The organism is Chitinophaga filiformis, from assembly GCF_021646545.1.
Classification (GTDB): Bacteria; Bacteroidota; Bacteroidia; order Chitinophagales; family Chitinophagaceae; genus Chitinophaga; species Chitinophaga filiformis_A.
The window spans coordinates 1-14,676 of record NZ_JAKIRP010000016.1; the positions used below are offsets into that span (position 1 = coordinate 1).

16 protein-coding genes are annotated in these 14,676 nt (G+C 42.7%); 5 read left to right on the forward strand and 11 right to left on the reverse strand.

Annotation, left to right across the window (positions count from 1 at the left end):
• From tnpC to L3C95_RS28205, 5 genes are all read right to left on the reverse strand, one after another.
• The coding region (tnpC, locus tag L3C95_RS28185) for an IS66 family transposase (protein WP_236393524.1) at positions 1-1,259 on the reverse strand (1,259 nt) is incomplete at its 3' end.
• 50 nt (positions 1,260-1,309) lie between these two features.
• Positions 1,310-1,672: an IS66 family insertion sequence element accessory protein TnpB gene (gene tnpB, locus L3C95_RS28190; RefSeq protein WP_236393525.1), complete on the reverse strand. Its 363-nt coding sequence runs from the start codon at positions 1,670-1,672 to the stop codon at positions 1,310-1,312.
• 2 nt (positions 1,673-1,674) lie between these two features.
• Positions 1,675-2,019, reverse strand: coding sequence for an IS66 family insertion sequence element accessory protein TnpA (gene tnpA, locus L3C95_RS28195; RefSeq protein WP_236393526.1), 345 nt, complete (start codon positions 2,017-2,019; stop codon positions 1,675-1,677).
• Positions 2,020-2,048: 29 nt separating this feature from the next.
• Positions 2,049-2,666 (reverse strand): DNA/RNA non-specific endonuclease, encoded by a 618-nt coding sequence (locus L3C95_RS28200; RefSeq protein WP_236393527.1) that lies wholly within the window; start codon positions 2,664-2,666, stop codon positions 2,049-2,051.
• Positions 2,641-3,507 (reverse strand): hypothetical protein, encoded by an 867-nt coding sequence (locus tag L3C95_RS28205; protein WP_236393528.1) that lies wholly within the window; start codon positions 3,505-3,507, stop codon positions 2,641-2,643. The genes L3C95_RS28200 and L3C95_RS28205 overlap by 26 nt, the downstream gene beginning before the upstream one ends.
• 446 nt (positions 3,508-3,953) lie before the next feature.
• On the opposite strand from L3C95_RS28205, the gene L3C95_RS28210 reads away from it, so the two are divergent.
• Entirely contained in the window at positions 3,954-5,507 is a 1,554-nt protein-coding gene (locus L3C95_RS28210; RefSeq protein WP_236393529.1) for an alpha-L-arabinofuranosidase C-terminal domain-containing protein, read from the forward strand.
• Positions 5,508-5,662: 155 nt separating this feature from the next.
• Here L3C95_RS28210 and L3C95_RS28215 read toward each other — a convergent pair whose 3' ends face one another.
• Positions 5,663-6,145, reverse strand: a complete 483-nt coding sequence (locus L3C95_RS28215) for a GNAT family N-acetyltransferase (RefSeq protein ID WP_236393530.1) — start codon at positions 6,143-6,145, stop codon at positions 5,663-5,665.
• A gap of 67 nt (positions 6,146-6,212) precedes the next feature.
• Between L3C95_RS28215 and L3C95_RS28220 the strand changes: the two genes are divergently transcribed.
• Positions 6,213-6,614, forward strand: coding sequence for a hypothetical protein (locus tag L3C95_RS28220; protein ID WP_236393531.1), 402 nt, complete (start codon positions 6,213-6,215; stop codon positions 6,612-6,614).
• An 18-nt stretch (positions 6,615-6,632) separates the two neighbouring features.
• On the opposite strand, the gene L3C95_RS28225 is transcribed toward L3C95_RS28220, so the two are convergent.
• Positions 6,633-7,046 (reverse strand): hypothetical protein, encoded by a 414-nt coding sequence (locus tag L3C95_RS28225; RefSeq protein WP_236393532.1) that lies wholly within the window; start codon positions 7,044-7,046, stop codon positions 6,633-6,635.
• Between the two features lie 33 nt (positions 7,047-7,079).
• Entirely contained in the window at positions 7,080-7,289 is a 210-nt protein-coding gene (locus L3C95_RS28230; RefSeq protein ID WP_236393533.1) for a hypothetical protein, read from the reverse strand.
• A 185-nt stretch (positions 7,290-7,474) separates the two neighbouring features.
• On the opposite strand from L3C95_RS28230, the gene L3C95_RS28235 reads away from it, so the two are divergent.
• Positions 7,475-7,933: a DUF6934 family protein gene (locus L3C95_RS28235; RefSeq protein WP_236393534.1), complete on the forward strand. Its 459-nt coding sequence runs from the start codon at positions 7,475-7,477 to the stop codon at positions 7,931-7,933.
• A 272-nt stretch (positions 7,934-8,205) separates the two neighbouring features.
• On the opposite strand, the gene L3C95_RS28240 is transcribed toward L3C95_RS28235, so the two are convergent.
• The gene (locus tag L3C95_RS28240; protein WP_236393535.1) at positions 8,206-9,255 is read right to left on the reverse strand and encodes an ankyrin repeat domain-containing protein; all 1,050 of its coding nucleotides are present in this window, start codon (positions 9,253-9,255) and stop codon (positions 8,206-8,208) included.
• Between the two features lie 73 nt (positions 9,256-9,328).
• Positions 9,329-9,883, reverse strand: coding sequence for an NIF family HAD-type phosphatase (locus L3C95_RS28245; RefSeq protein ID WP_236393536.1), 555 nt, complete (start codon positions 9,881-9,883; stop codon positions 9,329-9,331).
• A 228-nt stretch (positions 9,884-10,111) separates the two neighbouring features.
• Here L3C95_RS28245 and L3C95_RS28250 point away from each other — a divergent pair, with 228 nt between their 5' ends.
• Together L3C95_RS28250 and L3C95_RS28255 are read left to right on the forward strand one after the other, a co-directional pair.
• Positions 10,112-10,930, forward strand: coding sequence for a helix-turn-helix domain-containing protein (locus L3C95_RS28250; protein WP_236393537.1), 819 nt, complete (start codon positions 10,112-10,114; stop codon positions 10,928-10,930).
• A gap of 27 nt (positions 10,931-10,957) precedes the next feature.
• A complete protein-coding gene (locus L3C95_RS28255; protein WP_236393538.1) occupies positions 10,958-11,755 on the forward strand; it encodes an SDR family NAD(P)-dependent oxidoreductase in 798 nt (265 codons plus the stop codon).
• Between the two features lie 111 nt (positions 11,756-11,866).
• Here L3C95_RS28255 and L3C95_RS28260 read toward each other — a convergent pair whose 3' ends face one another.
• Positions 11,867-14,533 carry a WGR domain-containing protein gene (locus L3C95_RS28260; protein WP_236393539.1) on the reverse strand — a complete coding sequence of 889 codons (2,667 nt, stop codon included), beginning with the start codon at positions 14,531-14,533 and terminating at the stop codon, positions 11,867-11,869.
• Positions 14,534-14,676 lie beyond the last annotated feature (143 nt).

The following is a 14,676-nucleotide window of genomic DNA, read 5'->3' on the forward strand; positions in this document are numbered from 1 at the left end:
ATCGGGTTGTTATCTGGTAACAGATGTCCTGTTTGAGCATATGCGCATAGTTTATTCCATCTTTTTATGCTATAAGCCAGTGCTTGTCCAATTGGGCTCTTAGGAAGGACTTGTGGATACTGGTTAATCATCCATACCCCTAACTCAGCGAGGATAGGAACAGCCTTCTCAAAACGGTGAGATTTACGATCTGCTATATCATATGCCTGAGCATTGCATTCCCGCTCTATTTCATAGAGTAGCTGTATTTGCTGAAGAACATGCTCCGCACGGGTGCGATCATGTTCCAGCGCATCTACAAAATATCTACGCGCATGAGCCATGCAATGGATGAGATTTATTCCACTGCTTTCGGCAATCGTATCGTAGATCTGGTAACCATCCGTCTGGATTGTACCTTTAAATTTTTGTAACATTTGTGTGGGGCCATCTTTATTGCGCCCCTCCTGGTAGTCGAAGACTACCAGCTTGTTTATACTGTCCTGATAGGCCCAAAAGAAGCCTCGATGAGTTTTTCCTTTCTTATCCTTGTCCAGTACTGGCATGGGACTCTCGTCGCACTGTATGTAGTCAGCATTAAGTACCTGATCGACGAGAGCTCCATAAAGAGGGGTTATCAGGTTAGCCGCAGCACCAACCCAATCCGTCAACGTCGAATACGGAAGTTTTACTCCGGAACGCTCAAAACGTTGCATTTGACGATGCAGGGGCAAGTGATCAACAAATTTATCGATGATCATTTGAGTTAACAGCCCCGGTCCTGCAATGCATTTCGGCAATGGCATGTCTGGCAATGGTGCTGTTATTATCTGGGAGGAATCTGCATTAGATTCCGGTGCCAGATACTTGGGCCGGATGTATCGTTTAACATATAGTTCTGCAGCCTTGTATTCCAAAACTTCTGTTTCCAGTTGCCCAATCCTCTTGCTTCCTTGTGGAAGATCTATCGGGTCTATAATAATTTCCTCTCTGCGTAAGTGATCGGGTAATTTATTTCTACCTGGGTGCTGAACCGGATCCGTATTGATTTTGTTACGGGTATAGGAGATTTTCTGGGCACTTATAATACTGCTGGTGGCCGTTTGGTCAGCTTTCATATCCAGTGATAATTGCTGTACTGATGCCTCTGTGGAAACAAACTTCTCGTGACGGCTACCAAAGATCATCTTCTTCAATACGGCCAGCTCGTGCTTTAACTGGCTGATGGTTTGTTCAGCCTGTTCATAACGTTCCTTATAATCAATGTTGGGGTGTTGCATCGTTAGGTGCAATGTTAGCCAATCATTCTGTAAATATTGTTAGCGCGATGTTAACGTGCTGGCATTCTTTGATTATATCGTTTTCGATAGTGCACCTTTTCCAGACTAATCCCCTGCAAGATCAATATCAGCTGGCTATAGTTAATCACCACATGTGTTTGATCGTGCAGGAATGGTGGTAATTCAAACGTACCTTCCTCCAATCGTTTATGAAAGATGGCAAAGCCATCGCCCTGCCAAACGAGTAATTTCAGCTGGTTACGATTATTGTTCAGGAAAATAAATACAGCCAGCGACAACGGGTCTACCTTCATCTGCTCTCTAGCGATAGATGCCAGGCTATAAAAGCTCTTGTTGATGTTAATAGGGGATCTGTAAAGAAAATACCTGCATTCTGGGTTTAAAGCAATCATCTTTATGCGGATAATAGTTCTTTTAAGAAAGACACCGGAACAGGATGGTTAAGTATGAGTTTCCTATTATCAGGCAACAAGTATTCAGCAAAAGGAATTATCGGGTTCGTTCTTTCTGGGATCAGGGCAACAAAAGAACCAGGCTGATTTACTTTGGATTTTCTCTTACGCCCTATATCGAACTGCTTTATCCAGTTCTTCAACGCATTTACTGATATTTGTTTTTGTTCACAGAATACCTTCATCTTCAGGTTACTTTGCTGCCATTCAGAAAGTAACCGCTTCTTTTCAGTGACAGACATACGTACCGCTGCCTCTTCTCTTGGTTGTGATAAATCCTCGATCATAATGAGCGCAAACTAATCACTTTCGATGATTAGGAGAAGATGCTGTTGCTCGTAGGGATACAAGCTCCTTCTACAGCATTGATCTCTACCGGGAAGATGGAAGCCAGCTGCCTGCGTGCCGGCGTGTTAGGATCTGCAACTGCCCCTGTTTCTGGCGGCAGGGTTACGTTGATGGTGATCTTATTACCTATATGCGTAGCGCCGCCATCACTATCGTTCTGTAAAGTGGCAGACCAGTTGACTTTAACTTTTTTATTCGCCCGTGATAATTTGCTCAGGCTAAAAATAGCTCGTTCATATGGGATCATCTGCGTATTGGCTTGCGCTGTGCCAGCCACCAGGTTTTCGGGCCGGTTCAGTCCTCCGAGTCTTGAGCCCTGTATATGAAGCCATTCCCAGCTTTTAGCGGCAGCTGCACGGGGGTTATAAATATGTACATAATCTCTTGCAGAATATCCGAACATCGCATCTTTCTGCCCCTTACCACGGCCACCGCGTACTGCTTTTCGGTCATATTCTTTTTCCCTCGTTTTTGGAATGGTCACGGGCGCCAGCACTCTTGCGGGAGGAGCCCCCGGCGCCCTGGTGACTTGTCGCGCGGATCCATCTATTACAGGTTCATTAATGATAGATGCAAGGAGTGCCATTGGCATGCGCTTCAATATATTCTTCGGCTACATATAAGGAAATATCACTGCTTCGTTCCTGGTAGTAAGGTAGTTTTGCATTTTTATAGGCCGTTTTTACTTTTGCCAGCCCATATGCATCTTCCGAACGAATACGTACACCGGGAATGGCTTTCTCTATTTCTTCCTTTTTGTCACCGGCTGTTTTCAATAGGTAAAACTCTCCTTCCTTTGCAGCCGCAAACCTAAACTCTATATTCCCATACTCACCCTCACTACTGGTTTCCCTATGTGCTCCCCCTGCCATGGCATTGCCGGTTAATTCGTGCCATAAGGATTCTGCCTGTCCGGCATACCCTGGGGATGCGCCCCTCAGTTTACCTACGAGCGCGTTAATGGTGGTAGCAGTAGCAGCGTTTTCTGAAGTATAAACAGGTAAATGTTGCTGGGCATAGGCAGCTTTGGTATGTTCTGACTCCTTATCCAATAAGGCAAGGTCCGAAACCTTTACATACAGGTCAACCTTGTTAACCCGCTCTATGTTAGGAACCCCGGAAAATACCCAGTCCGAGACCTCTCCCAGGCGTACATATAAAGTAGGTGTATTGGCATTGGCTTGCTGCTCCGCCTCCGATTCCAACATCACCTCCAGTTCTTCCGCATCGTATTGGTCCCCATTGGCTTGCGCCTGCTCCAGTACGCGTTTGATCCTGGCCTCTGTTAATGGTACTAGTGTTCGCTGCACGGGTTGTTTGTGTATAGGCACTACAGCGGGCATAGATCTGCCTTGGGAGAAATTGTTACCGGCAACGGACCGTCCGTTTATATCACTGGTCCTTGCCTGCAGATGTTCAGTTAGCATACTTGTAATATAGGGGAAATATTATACTTTTTAACCTTTCCTCTTTGCTGCTGATATGGATACCCCGCATGACGGACATTAGCCTTGCTAAGTTTGGGCTGGAACGGCGTTGATTGGCATTATAAAGCAACAGCGCTGCCTGCAGGCGGTAAAGTCATTGTGGAAGCGGAAAATTTGCCAGGGAGGTATACGGTGAAGGAACTGCTGCTTACATAAAAAACGTCTTCACTGTTTACGAATGGCTTCCCTCTGATTGGAGAGTTTTGACTGCATAGCTGGAATATTCCCCAATTTGCCGGCCAGCGCGAATTATTTTTGATAGGTGTTGTTCCCTCCTTACAAGCGGGTAGGCGTAACCTTGCCCCGTTTTTCAACTTGATCGAAAAAAAATGATAAATTGGCGGTCTTGTTCATTTTGGTTATCAGTTGATTTAAACGTTCCTTTTATGAAGTGTTCTCTATTTTGTTTAGCGTGTCTCCTTTCAATCACCGCATTTTCGCAAACGCCTTTCAAATCAGAAATAACCATTGACGCAACACAAAAAGGAGAAGAAATTAGTCCGCTTCAATATGGTCAATTCATTGAGCATTTAGGGAGGGCTATCACTGGAGGCATTTATGATGAACATTCTAAATTATCAGACTCAAATGGTTTTAGAATGGATGTACTGGAAAAGGTTAAGGAATTGCGCACTCCTCTATTACGGTATCCCGGCGGAACTTTTACAAAAATATACCACTGGGAGGATGGCGTTGGTCCGAAAGCATTTCGTAAAAAACGGAAAAATCTTATATGGGGAGGTGTGGACGATAACCATTTTGGTACAGCAGAATTCATCGCTTACTGCCGTAAAATTGGGGCCGAACCTTTTCTGGTTGTCAATATGGCAACGGGAACACCCGAGGAAGCTGCCAACTGGGTGGAATATTGCAACGGCACAACTGACACGTATTACGCCAATTTGCGAAGGAAAGATGGATTTGAAAAGCCCTTTAACGTAAAATATTGGGGGATTGGTAATGAGGAAGGAGCAGAACCTGATATGGGGCGACACCAGAATGTTGACCAGTATATCAAAGACACGTGGCAATTTGTCAAAATGATGAAACTTCAGGACAGCAGTTTGAAACTCATCCTGGTTGGAAACTCAGACGACCTTTCCTGGAGCCGTACGGTGCTCGCCAGGTTAGGACCGATATGCGATTATTTATCAATTCATCTTTATTCCATCCCGGCCGATACGACTTTTAGTTCACTCATTCAATCAATCGACCGCATTGAACAACCGCTTACCCAGGTAGATTCCCTATTGGCGGCAACACCCGTCAAAGTCGAAAACTTTAGTCCGTGGTATAGATTTCCCCCAAGATCAGAGCAAGTAAAAATTGCGGTAGACGAATGGGGCATCTGGGACATTAATTCCGGCAAAGGCAAAGGCGCCTATAGGTTGGAATACCAATACAATTGGATGCACGCTTTGGGTGTGGCCACGTTTTTAAATCTCTTTCAACGTCATAGCGGTTCTATAGGCATGGCTACCTGGGCCCAGACTGTCAATGTACTTGCCCCGATCATGTCTGATTCAGCTGGTTCATACCGTCAAACGATATTTGCACCTCTTCAAGCGTTTAGAGACTATACAGGGAAATACAACTTGCCGACACAAGCTACAACACATCAATCAAGTCCCGGAATTAAAGCAATCGATGCTGCATCAAGCAGGTCTGCCGACGGCCATCAAATTATACTTACGTTGGTGAACAGGGATGTTGATCACTCCATTGAAACAGTTGTCCACGTTAAAAATCACCAACAAAACGGACAGCGGGTAACCTTAAAACAAATTTCCTATACAGGGAAAAGTCTGTACGGCGTTAACTCTGCAACACATGAAAACACGGTAATAAAAACGCAAATTAAGAAAAACGTGGACCCGACTGATTTCAAGATCGTGCTATCACCAGCATCGTTTGTCGTTATCGTGCTGAACGGCCTGTGATAGATTTTTCTGTAGGATTTTTTAGAGCATATAACTTTCAACAGGGCAAACTTTCATATTGCCGATAAAAAAGGTCCGGTAACATTTCAGTTCGTCCGGATACTTACAAACAAGGCATTACATCTGCCTTACAACTCTTTCATTTTTCGACTATTTCAAATCAGCTTATAAATAAACTCTTCTATTTCTGCTTGTCGCGCATTGGCAAAACCTTTGTCTGTACCAACTTTCACAAAACTGCATTTCTCTAAAACTTTCTGTGAGCCAAAATTGTCGAATGCAACCCGGCCGAAAACAGGCCGCCTGCTTTCTGTTTTCAGCAACTCCCGAAGTGCTTTTGTCGCAATACCTTTACCCCAAAAATTCTTGTCAATCCAATAGGTTACTTCTGCATCACCTTCTATTTCAAATGCTGCAATACTTCCCGCGATAGTATCATTCACAATTATTGTCCGCATATTTATAGTCGGGTCATTCAACAGTTTTGTATATTTCTCAAGATATGCAGCTTTGTCTGTAGGGTCTTTTGATGTGAATGCAGCTAAATAGTTTGCTTCACTATCAAGCTGAAACGTGAAGAAGAGCTCTAAATCAGTGATTACTGTCTTTCGCAATATTATTTCACTATCGTTTATCATTTCTCTATATTATTTTTCGATTAGTAAGCCATTATACACCATTTCAATTATCCTGTATATTTATGATATGAAGATAGAATTTCTCGATGATATCAGCGCGGGCGGCAAGTTTACACAAGTGGTTTCAAACCAGCTTGTCCGTTTATACGATTTCAACACCATCCAGGCCACAAAATTAAAAGAGAATATTACAGAGAAGATCCTGAAGACCAATCAGATGCTTGATCTCTCATCACTTGATTTCATTGAGCCAATTAATTGCAATTTGATGTTTGTAATTTCAGACAAAGATGAAGGATTAAAGACTGATGATAATTTTAATTTTATGTGTGCGCTGACGCTTTCGTCATACCAGGAAATGGTACTGCTAATTGAGCCCTTCTGTGAAGAGGGAACCGATGGATATCAATGGCTTTATGAGATAGATACCCCAATTGACCTGCTGTTTTCACCTGGAGGGACCTGGTAACGGAGTTTTGCAGTCATGTTAAACGTTACCTGTCATCAAATTCGCGATCCGCTCACAATTGTCTATTCCCATTTTTGCAAGTGTTTTTTGAATTCGCAGTTCAAAATGGTCTTGCTGTAACCTGATTTTCTGAAGTTCCCCTTGTAGATCCTGTTGAGACACACTAATCAGCAATGGAGTATTTTTTAATTCCTCCCGAGTTGACTCGCTGTAACCAGAAAACTCAATTACTTGTTGGTCCGTTCTATAATAAATCCATGGATGTCCTATCCATAGCTGGTTCCACTCACCAGGCAGCTTTGTATGAATATCTTCCCATTCTACAATGTTACCGATATCACCACAACAAGTGGGCTCAATGTAAATTCGATGATTTTCTTCCAGCACGATTCCTCCACTTATTATCCCAACTTGTTCCTCAAAATCTGACAAGTCGACATCTCTAAGTTCGTTTTTTATGACTTCTTACAGTTCATCATCATTGATTGTAGATATATCTACCAAATAACTTCCCTTTCTAACAGCTTCCAAACGTCCTAAGTTTCGGGCAGACATACATTTTTTCCAAAATTGATTCCGGTCTTCAGGCAATTCAATTATGTCACTATTGGATTCCTGCTCGTCCTTGGCTAAGAAATCATATGGGTCTATCTCAATTGTATTAATTAGTCGCATTACATGAAGTTAATTCATTTTACAACCTGAGCCGAAAAATCAAAATGATAATTTAAATGATCTTTCTTAATTCTTCACATCCTGTGCACTTGTATGACAATTTGAATGATGATTGATCGTCGTATAAAAAATGAACAAGATGAACAAAAAACAACTACTGAAGAACACATACTTTCGTTGGCGTTATGAATAAAGAGAGATATCCATTGAAGACCAACATTTGCCACGCTAACTTTGAATTCGAAAGTCATGGCCCGAATGGCACAATAAAGAAAGTCATTGAATACTATGAAATAGGAAAAATGCCTGATGGAACAGCGATTCTTAATTTAGGTTTCGGCGATTGGGACGATACTTTGGAAACAGTTGGTGATTTGACAATTTCAAATAATGCTGATCGCGACAAAGTTTTAGCAACAGTTGCAAGTTCTGCTTTGGACGTTACAGATCATTTTGGAAATGTGGCTATCTATGCAAAGGGAAGTACGCCTGCCAGAACAAGACTGTATCAGATGGGGCTGAATGCAAATATAAAAGAAATCGAGACGATTTTTGATATACTGGGATTGACTGCCTCTGGCTGGGAAAAACTTCAGCAAGGGGTCAACTATACAGAATTTTTAGTTACAAAGAAAAAATCATAAATTCGAATGAAAAAGGGAAAAAATATGTCACCAAAGTTTTCTAAACTGTTAATTGAAAGGCAGAAACCAGTGATAGGAAAGCTAAGCTTTTCCGAAGAAGACTTACGTAGGAGCACCTTTCTTAATAAGAAAATAGAACAAGCCAAACAAAGCTTAAAGCTGCATCCGGTTCCGATTGAGTTGTTAAGATCAAGGTAACATCACATTACAATATAATTTCCAACGCCTCGCTTTTTGCGAGGCGTTGCTTTATCCGGGAAATACCTTCAGATTTACCGTTTATATGTCACTGGCGGCAGCTTTAAGGGCAAGGGATTGTCAATCACCCATTTTACTCCTAGCTCGCACATTCGGGCAGTGTCTCCTGATTTTCGTTTTACTTCCTTAACGATCTCCTCTGCTTCTGTCAGTTCAGATGATGAAAGCTGCTCACCTTGTTTTACAAATGACAGGAATGCATCAGCCATCTTCTTATAATCCTCATCCCAGTTTATTCCCCCATTGTCCTCCAATTCATATCCAATTCGTCCGACAATTCGGATCACTTCGCCCTGGATGGTTTCCGCCGGACCACTTGCTGGAACCAAAAGATCCCAAAGTTCCTGATGTTGGTCTTGCCAACTCGAAGCGTTAGCGGTTATTTGAGATTTACCATCGTGCAAAATGCGTTTTGCCACAGGATCAACCCCGAACATGCTGTATAACTCATCCAATGCATTACTTACCTCAACGACAGCATCCTTATTGAAATTGGCTCTTTGAAATTCGAATCGCTTACCAATTTCAATAACGAACGCCCTCATTGCTGAGGTGATTTGAACTCCAGCGTTCAGATATATTTTTGAAATTCTGGCAGTTTTAGTTATATCTATGTTACTACATGACATAAGTGCCTGTTCTAATGGTGTATAACCCATTGAATTTAATATGTCAATCTGTGCGCCATGCTCCAACAAAAGCGTTGTATTCTCAACATTATGCGAATCTGCTGCTGCGTGAAGAGGTGTACCGATAGATTTGTTTTGATAGTGAACATCAGCACCTAATTCTAATAAGCTTTTTATATTGCCAAATATACTTCTGGAGCGACTATGAAGAGGCGTATTTCCCCATGTGTCAGTAGCCTGCAAATCTGCACCTTGCTCAATTAGCCATATAGCTAATTCATGAGGGCAATTATCATATGCCAGGGCCGTTTGCTTACCATATCCTCCACGAGCATCAAGTTCACATTTATCAAATACTTCTTTAAGCCCCTGAAGGCTCCCTTCTTTCAACAGTTCTTCAAAATCTTTAGGTAGTGTCTTTCTTTTCTTTGCCATGTTGCATTAAAAATGTATACAATATACGATGACGGTAAGCGACAACCGATACGACAAAAGTCTATGCAATAATTCATTTACCCAACATCTGGTACCTCCACCCTCTCTTCTCAATTGTTCGGATATTGCTTACTTCCTTCAAAGTTAAAAGGTAATCATACAAATATCTCAGTTCATCGTCATTTCTATCTCCTTCAAATGGTTCGATGTACACGGCGTTTCCATAATTACTCCTTGATTTTTCCGGCGAATCATCGACAATAATTATTTGCTCCAGCTTGAAACCCTTTTTTTTCACCTTGTCCAGCCGCTTTTCAAAGTAATAAGTATCCAGGTTGTAATCCCGTTTTATAGTGCACCTGCTTTTCCCCCATATCATGAACCATTCCATCGCATCTGGCGTAATCATCTTCACAATCTCCTCCACATATTTGTCGCTTGCGGAGCTCCAAACACCCAATGTAAAATGCGTAGATATATTTGCAAGAAATTGATCAAGCCCAGGACGCATATAAACATAATATGGATCGAATTTAAAATCAGGGGTAAATGCCAACGGAACAGTGGTAGCATGTATCAATGTTTCATCGAGATCAAGCAATAAAAGTTTATCTGACTTTTCGGGCATAGCGTTAAAGGATTTTCAATGCATTCATTAAATGAACCTGCATTCTCTTGTTACAAATATACTTAAATGATCATTTAAGTATGCACCGCATTAGCCGTACTGACGTCGCCCGATGACAAGTAATTGTTTCCTCCCCTGCTAACTGGCCTTTTCAACAAACCAGATTGACCCTTTAAACCAATGACGCCATCTTTGGATGAACGAACTTTGTGTTCTAAACAGGGAGCTATGGTTAATACTGGTGACATCAAGGAATTGCAAAAACCATCTATTCTCTTCAACAATTACGGTAGTGGTCCCAGAGAAGGTGAGGCATTCGTTACAGATCATATATTCAGTTATATCATCTCAGGCACACAAGAGATCTGGTCTGGCAATCAGGAGTATGTTTTCAACGCGGGTGACTATCGCTTCTTCCGGAGAAATCAACTCACCAAGTATTCAAAACGTCCCGGTCAACATGGCTTTAAATCAATAGCAGTGCACATTGATCAGGGAACACTTCAGGAAATGGCGGAACTGTATGGCGATTATGATAAAAAGCCATACCAGGGAAAAGACGTAGAACTGCTTACACCAAACTCCTATTTGGAAAACTATATCAACAGCCTGCCTCCCTATCTGGATGCGTCGTGTGCCTTTAAGGAGGCGCTTATCGTATTGAAAGCTAAAGAGCTCGTGCTGCTGTTGCTACAAACAAATCCGGAGATCAGGCATGCTTTGTTTGATTTTGATGTCCCCGGCAAAATCGACCTGGTTGCCTTTATGAATACACACTACAGGTATAATGTCGGCTTAGACCGGATGGCGTACCTTACCGGACGCAGTTTATCTACTTTCAAAAGAGATTTCAAAAGAACATTCAATACCACTGCTGGTCGATGGCTTACAAGGAGACGGCTGGAAGAAGCTAACTATCTGATTACACAAAAAGGTAAAACGGCATCAGAGATTTATCTGGATCTCGGATTTGAAGACTTGTCTCATTTTTCCTACGCATATAAGAATGCCTTTGGAAAAGCCCCATCTCAACAAGGAAGACTGTAATATTCAAGTTTAAATAAATCATATATCATGGATTACAAATTAGCGGGCAAGCGCGCACTGGTAACAGGTTCCAGCGCTGGCCTGGGAGAAGCTATTGCCATTATGCTGGCAAACGAGGGCGTACATGTGATTGTGCATGGTCGTAATGAAGATCGAACCAGGACTGTAGTACAGCGGATCATTCAAGCAGGGGGCACGGCAGAAGCGGCGCTCGGTGACCTGGCAACTGATGAGGGAGCCGATAACGTTGCCAGGATTGCATTAGCTGGTGGACCGATAGACATACTGGTAAATAATGCCGGCTTTTATGCACATACATCCTGGTCAAATACTTCCTGCCAGGACTGGCTGGACGTGTATAATGTGAACGTGATCTCTTATGTACGGATGATCCAGCGTATAGTACCCACAATGAAACTGCAGGGTTGGGGCAGGGTCATTAATATTGGCGGCGGACTTGGCATACAACCGATCAGTGATCTTCCGCATTACAATGCCAGTCTGGCGGCGCGTCATAACATGAGTGTATCACTGGCAAGACAGCTGAGTGGTACGGGTATCACCTCTAATGTAGTAGCGCCCGGCGCCATCATGAACCCCGGGGTTGAGCAGTGGCTCCGCAATGCGGCACCGCAGAAGGGCTGGGGAACTGATCTTGAAGAGATGGAACGCAGTGCAGTAAAGGAGCTTGTACCTAATGATGCCCAGCGGTTCGGAAGACAGGAAGAAGTTGCCGCTGCAGTAGTCTATCTTGCCAGTCCTTACGCAGACTATGTGAGTGGTGCGCTGCTACGCGTTGATGCCGGCACTGTGCGTAGCATTTAGGTTATCATTCTAAATCAATCCTAATCATTTCAAAAATTGTAGCGGGATACAAATACCAAACGAAAACGCTTTCAGGCCAAATAACTTGAAGGCGCTTTCGTTTGAATACGACTATTTCTTCAGCCACTTTTTATATTCCTTAGTTTCGGTTATATCATTAAAGTTCCCGAAATATTCATCCAACTCCAATGTTCGCTTCACAACCTGCCAGGCTTCTTCCTGCCGGCCAAGTCGTAAAAGGATACGGACCTGTGAATCATAGATGTAATATTCACTTTCGTTTTCGATACATGCTACAGCCTTGTTGACGATAGCGAGTGCCTCCTCCGTTTTTTCTTTATCTTCATAGACTTCATACATCGCCCATGCTACTGCATTGGCCACTATACGGATCACTTCCCTGTAGAAAGCCCCCATACTGGTGTTATGGAGTATTTGCTCAGGCAACAGCGACAGCGCAGTCAGACCTGTTTCAATACAAAGCAGTTTATATCGGCGTTTTTCTTCTTTAGACATCTTCTCATATGCAGCATCCATTGGCAAATTGCTGCATGCGTTTGTCTTCACGTAGTAAGTATACAGTAGCAGATATTTATCTACCACCTTACCATTATTGAAATTGGCCAATACCTTGTCATATATTGCTATGGCTTTTATTGGCTTTCCTGCATCATTAAACCACAACTCATCGCCTTTTTCAAGAAGGTCGGCTGTCTCCTTCCATAGTCTGGCGGCCTCTGTATCAATGATCTCCTTTTCTGCCGAGTTTTCGCGCAAGTCCAGCTCTACCTCTGGCAATCGCTCTGCTATTCTCAGACGATCGGATATCTTGAAAGAGTTCCCTTTTAAGTTCAATGAGCGTAGCTTCGGAAGACTGTAGATTTCTTCCGGCAGGTCTGACAACATATTCTCGCTAAGGTCGAGTATTCTTAGTTGCCGCAATGCACTGATCCCCTCCAGCTGCGCTGCAGTCAACGACTTTCGTAAATAACCTACCTTTTTCCCATTCCCCCCGTCAACCTTTTCAGCCTGCATATCAGACAGTTCCTTTAATCTTTCAGGATCATGCTGCAAATTACCTGCAATCTCTATAAACGTTTCCTTACTCAGCTTTTCCAGCCACCTGCGATATAAATCGATCTTCAGTTCTTCGAGAGAGGTAATGCTGAAGAATCCTTTCAACAAACTGTGTTTAGGCAGCGGACTTTCCGGATAATTATAGATACCTGAAGCGTGCAATATCTTCAATTTCTTCAGACCTGAAAGGTCTGGAAGTTCATTTACATAACACAGGCTACTATCCAGGTACAGTTCTTCCAGTTCTTTCAATGCCGTCAGGGTCGGCGGAATTTGTTTGAATGAGTTCATGTTGCTGAACAGACGTTTCAGCCCGGTACATTCAAGGATTGCTTTCGGAAAATCAACCGGGCTGGCTCCTGTGCATGCACTACAACGTAATTCCTCCAGTCCGGGAATGCCAGCAGTCAATCCCAAACCTTTGCAATCAGTAACATCCAATACGCGCAAAGCAGCTAATTGATTGATACTTTCCGGCAACTCTAAATCATTATTCTGAGAAACGTCAAGTACACGTAAATACTTTAGCTGCGCCAGTTCTGCCGGCAGTGTTTTCAATTCACATCCGGAAAGATATAGTTCTTCCAGATTCGCCAGTTGTGCAATTTCCGCCGGCAATGTTTTTATATTATTGCCATTCAATTTCAATTGCTTGAGAGACTTGAGTCTTATAAGCTGCATTGGAAATCTATCCAGCTCCTGATCACTGAGATCAAGTACCTGCACGTCTTTGGGAGAGTCTTTCACTTTATCCAGTGCCTGTTGCACAACTTTCGCATTGGCCTCTTCCAATCTGAGTACCTTTAGTTTAGCCGAAGCGACGGTTTCTTTAGGTACTGTGGCTACCTGTATATCATTAACTGCAGGTAAAAATTCATCTCTCAGGATGTGTTTACCTTTATTGATGTAATCGGATATTTTATCGCTGTTGGCGTATTCCTTTTCTTTAATCAGCTCAGGGCGTAATACGGTTATTTCATTGTAATCATCTTCTACGCCTTCTATTTCCTGATCACCGACAATAGTACCGGATACATCTCCCATGAATTTGAAGGAATGATCGTCTGCAAAGATTGCCACAGCCTGCGTCTTTCCTTCTACAGTCAGCTGGCCATGGTTATAGTAACCATAGATGGTCTGTTCCGCCGTCAGGTCTCCTTTTATATAGAATTCGCCACCGCCTTTATTAATACTCTGAGCATGAAGGTTACCGGTAACCAGCAGATGCTCTCCGTTGTCCATATCCGGTTGGAATATCACCCCTTTTACGGTAAGATTACCTTCTACGATAATGCCATATATGTCATCTTTAACAGCAGTGCAATGTTTATAAGTATCGAGTGCGCCGTTAAATACAACATTCCCCTGATACAACATGTATTTGCTTCCATCGTCATACAGGCCATTGATATACTTATTAAGTTTATACCGCTTGACTGCCTCTTTTTCGGAGATAATGGTGTAATCGCCAGGCAATAAAGTTTTGCCATCCCTTATAACTTCCTGATAACCTTTTCCGGTCTTTTCTTTTACCAGCTTGTCGTATTCCTGTTGGGCTTTTACGGGGTCTTGAAAATCCTTCTCTGTGGTTTTACCCTGAGTACCGATCTTTCCGTACCGGGTTTTAACAATGTTCGCATTCAATGATATCTCCCAGAATTTTGAGGATGTCCCTTCCTGCAGTTCGAAGTACTGGAGCATTCTTTTTAGGTTTAATAATGGCATATGTTATATTCAATCAGGGCGCCGCGGCCGGCGGACGATATTTGTTATGGCCTGTTTGATATGTTAAGGGGTACCGTTGTCAACAATATATTTCATAGTTCACAGTGCCTTGCAATAAA

Excerpts from the sequence above, each read along its gene's own strand:
- L3C95_RS28220 (WP_236393531.1), top strand. The coding sequence starts at position 6,213 with ATGAAGATAGAATTTCTCGATGATATCAGCGCGGGCGGCAAGTTTACA.
- L3C95_RS28215 (WP_236393530.1), bottom strand. The coding sequence starts at position 6,145 with ATGATAAACGATAGTGAAATAATATTGCGAAAGACAGTAATCACTGAT.
- L3C95_RS28200 (WP_236393527.1), bottom strand. The coding sequence starts at position 2,666 with ATGGCACTCCTTGCATCTATCATTAATGAACCTGTAATAGATGGATCC.
- L3C95_RS28235 (WP_236393534.1), top strand. The coding sequence starts at position 7,475 with ATGAATAAAGAGAGATATCCATTGAAGACCAACATTTGCCACGCTAAC.
- L3C95_RS28245 (WP_236393536.1), bottom strand. The coding sequence starts at position 9,883 with ATGCCCGAAAAGTCAGATAAACTTTTATTGCTTGATCTCGATGAAACA.
- L3C95_RS28210 (WP_236393529.1), top strand. The coding sequence starts at position 3,954 with ATGAAGTGTTCTCTATTTTGTTTAGCGTGTCTCCTTTCAATCACCGCA.
- L3C95_RS28255 (WP_236393538.1), top strand. The coding sequence starts at position 10,958 with ATGGATTACAAATTAGCGGGCAAGCGCGCACTGGTAACAGGTTCCAGC.
- L3C95_RS28250 (WP_236393537.1), top strand. The coding sequence starts at position 10,112 with ATGGTTAATACTGGTGACATCAAGGAATTGCAAAAACCATCTATTCTC.
- L3C95_RS28230 (WP_236393533.1), bottom strand. The coding sequence starts at position 7,289 with ATGCGACTAATTAATACAATTGAGATAGACCCATATGATTTCTTAGCC.
- L3C95_RS28260 (WP_236393539.1), bottom strand. The coding sequence starts at position 14,533 with ATGCTCCAGTACTTCGAACTGCAGGAAGGGACATCCTCAAAATTCTGG.
- L3C95_RS28205 (WP_236393528.1), bottom strand. The coding sequence starts at position 3,507 with ATGCTAACTGAACATCTGCAGGCAAGGACCAGTGATATAAACGGACGG.
- tnpA (WP_236393526.1), bottom strand. The coding sequence starts at position 2,019 with ATGATCGAGGATTTATCACAACCAAGAGAAGAGGCAGCGGTACGTATG.
- L3C95_RS28240 (WP_236393535.1), bottom strand. The coding sequence starts at position 9,255 with ATGGCAAAGAAAAGAAAGACACTACCTAAAGATTTTGAAGAACTGTTG.
- tnpB (WP_236393525.1), bottom strand. The coding sequence starts at position 1,672 with ATGATTGCTTTAAACCCAGAATGCAGGTATTTTCTTTACAGATCCCCT.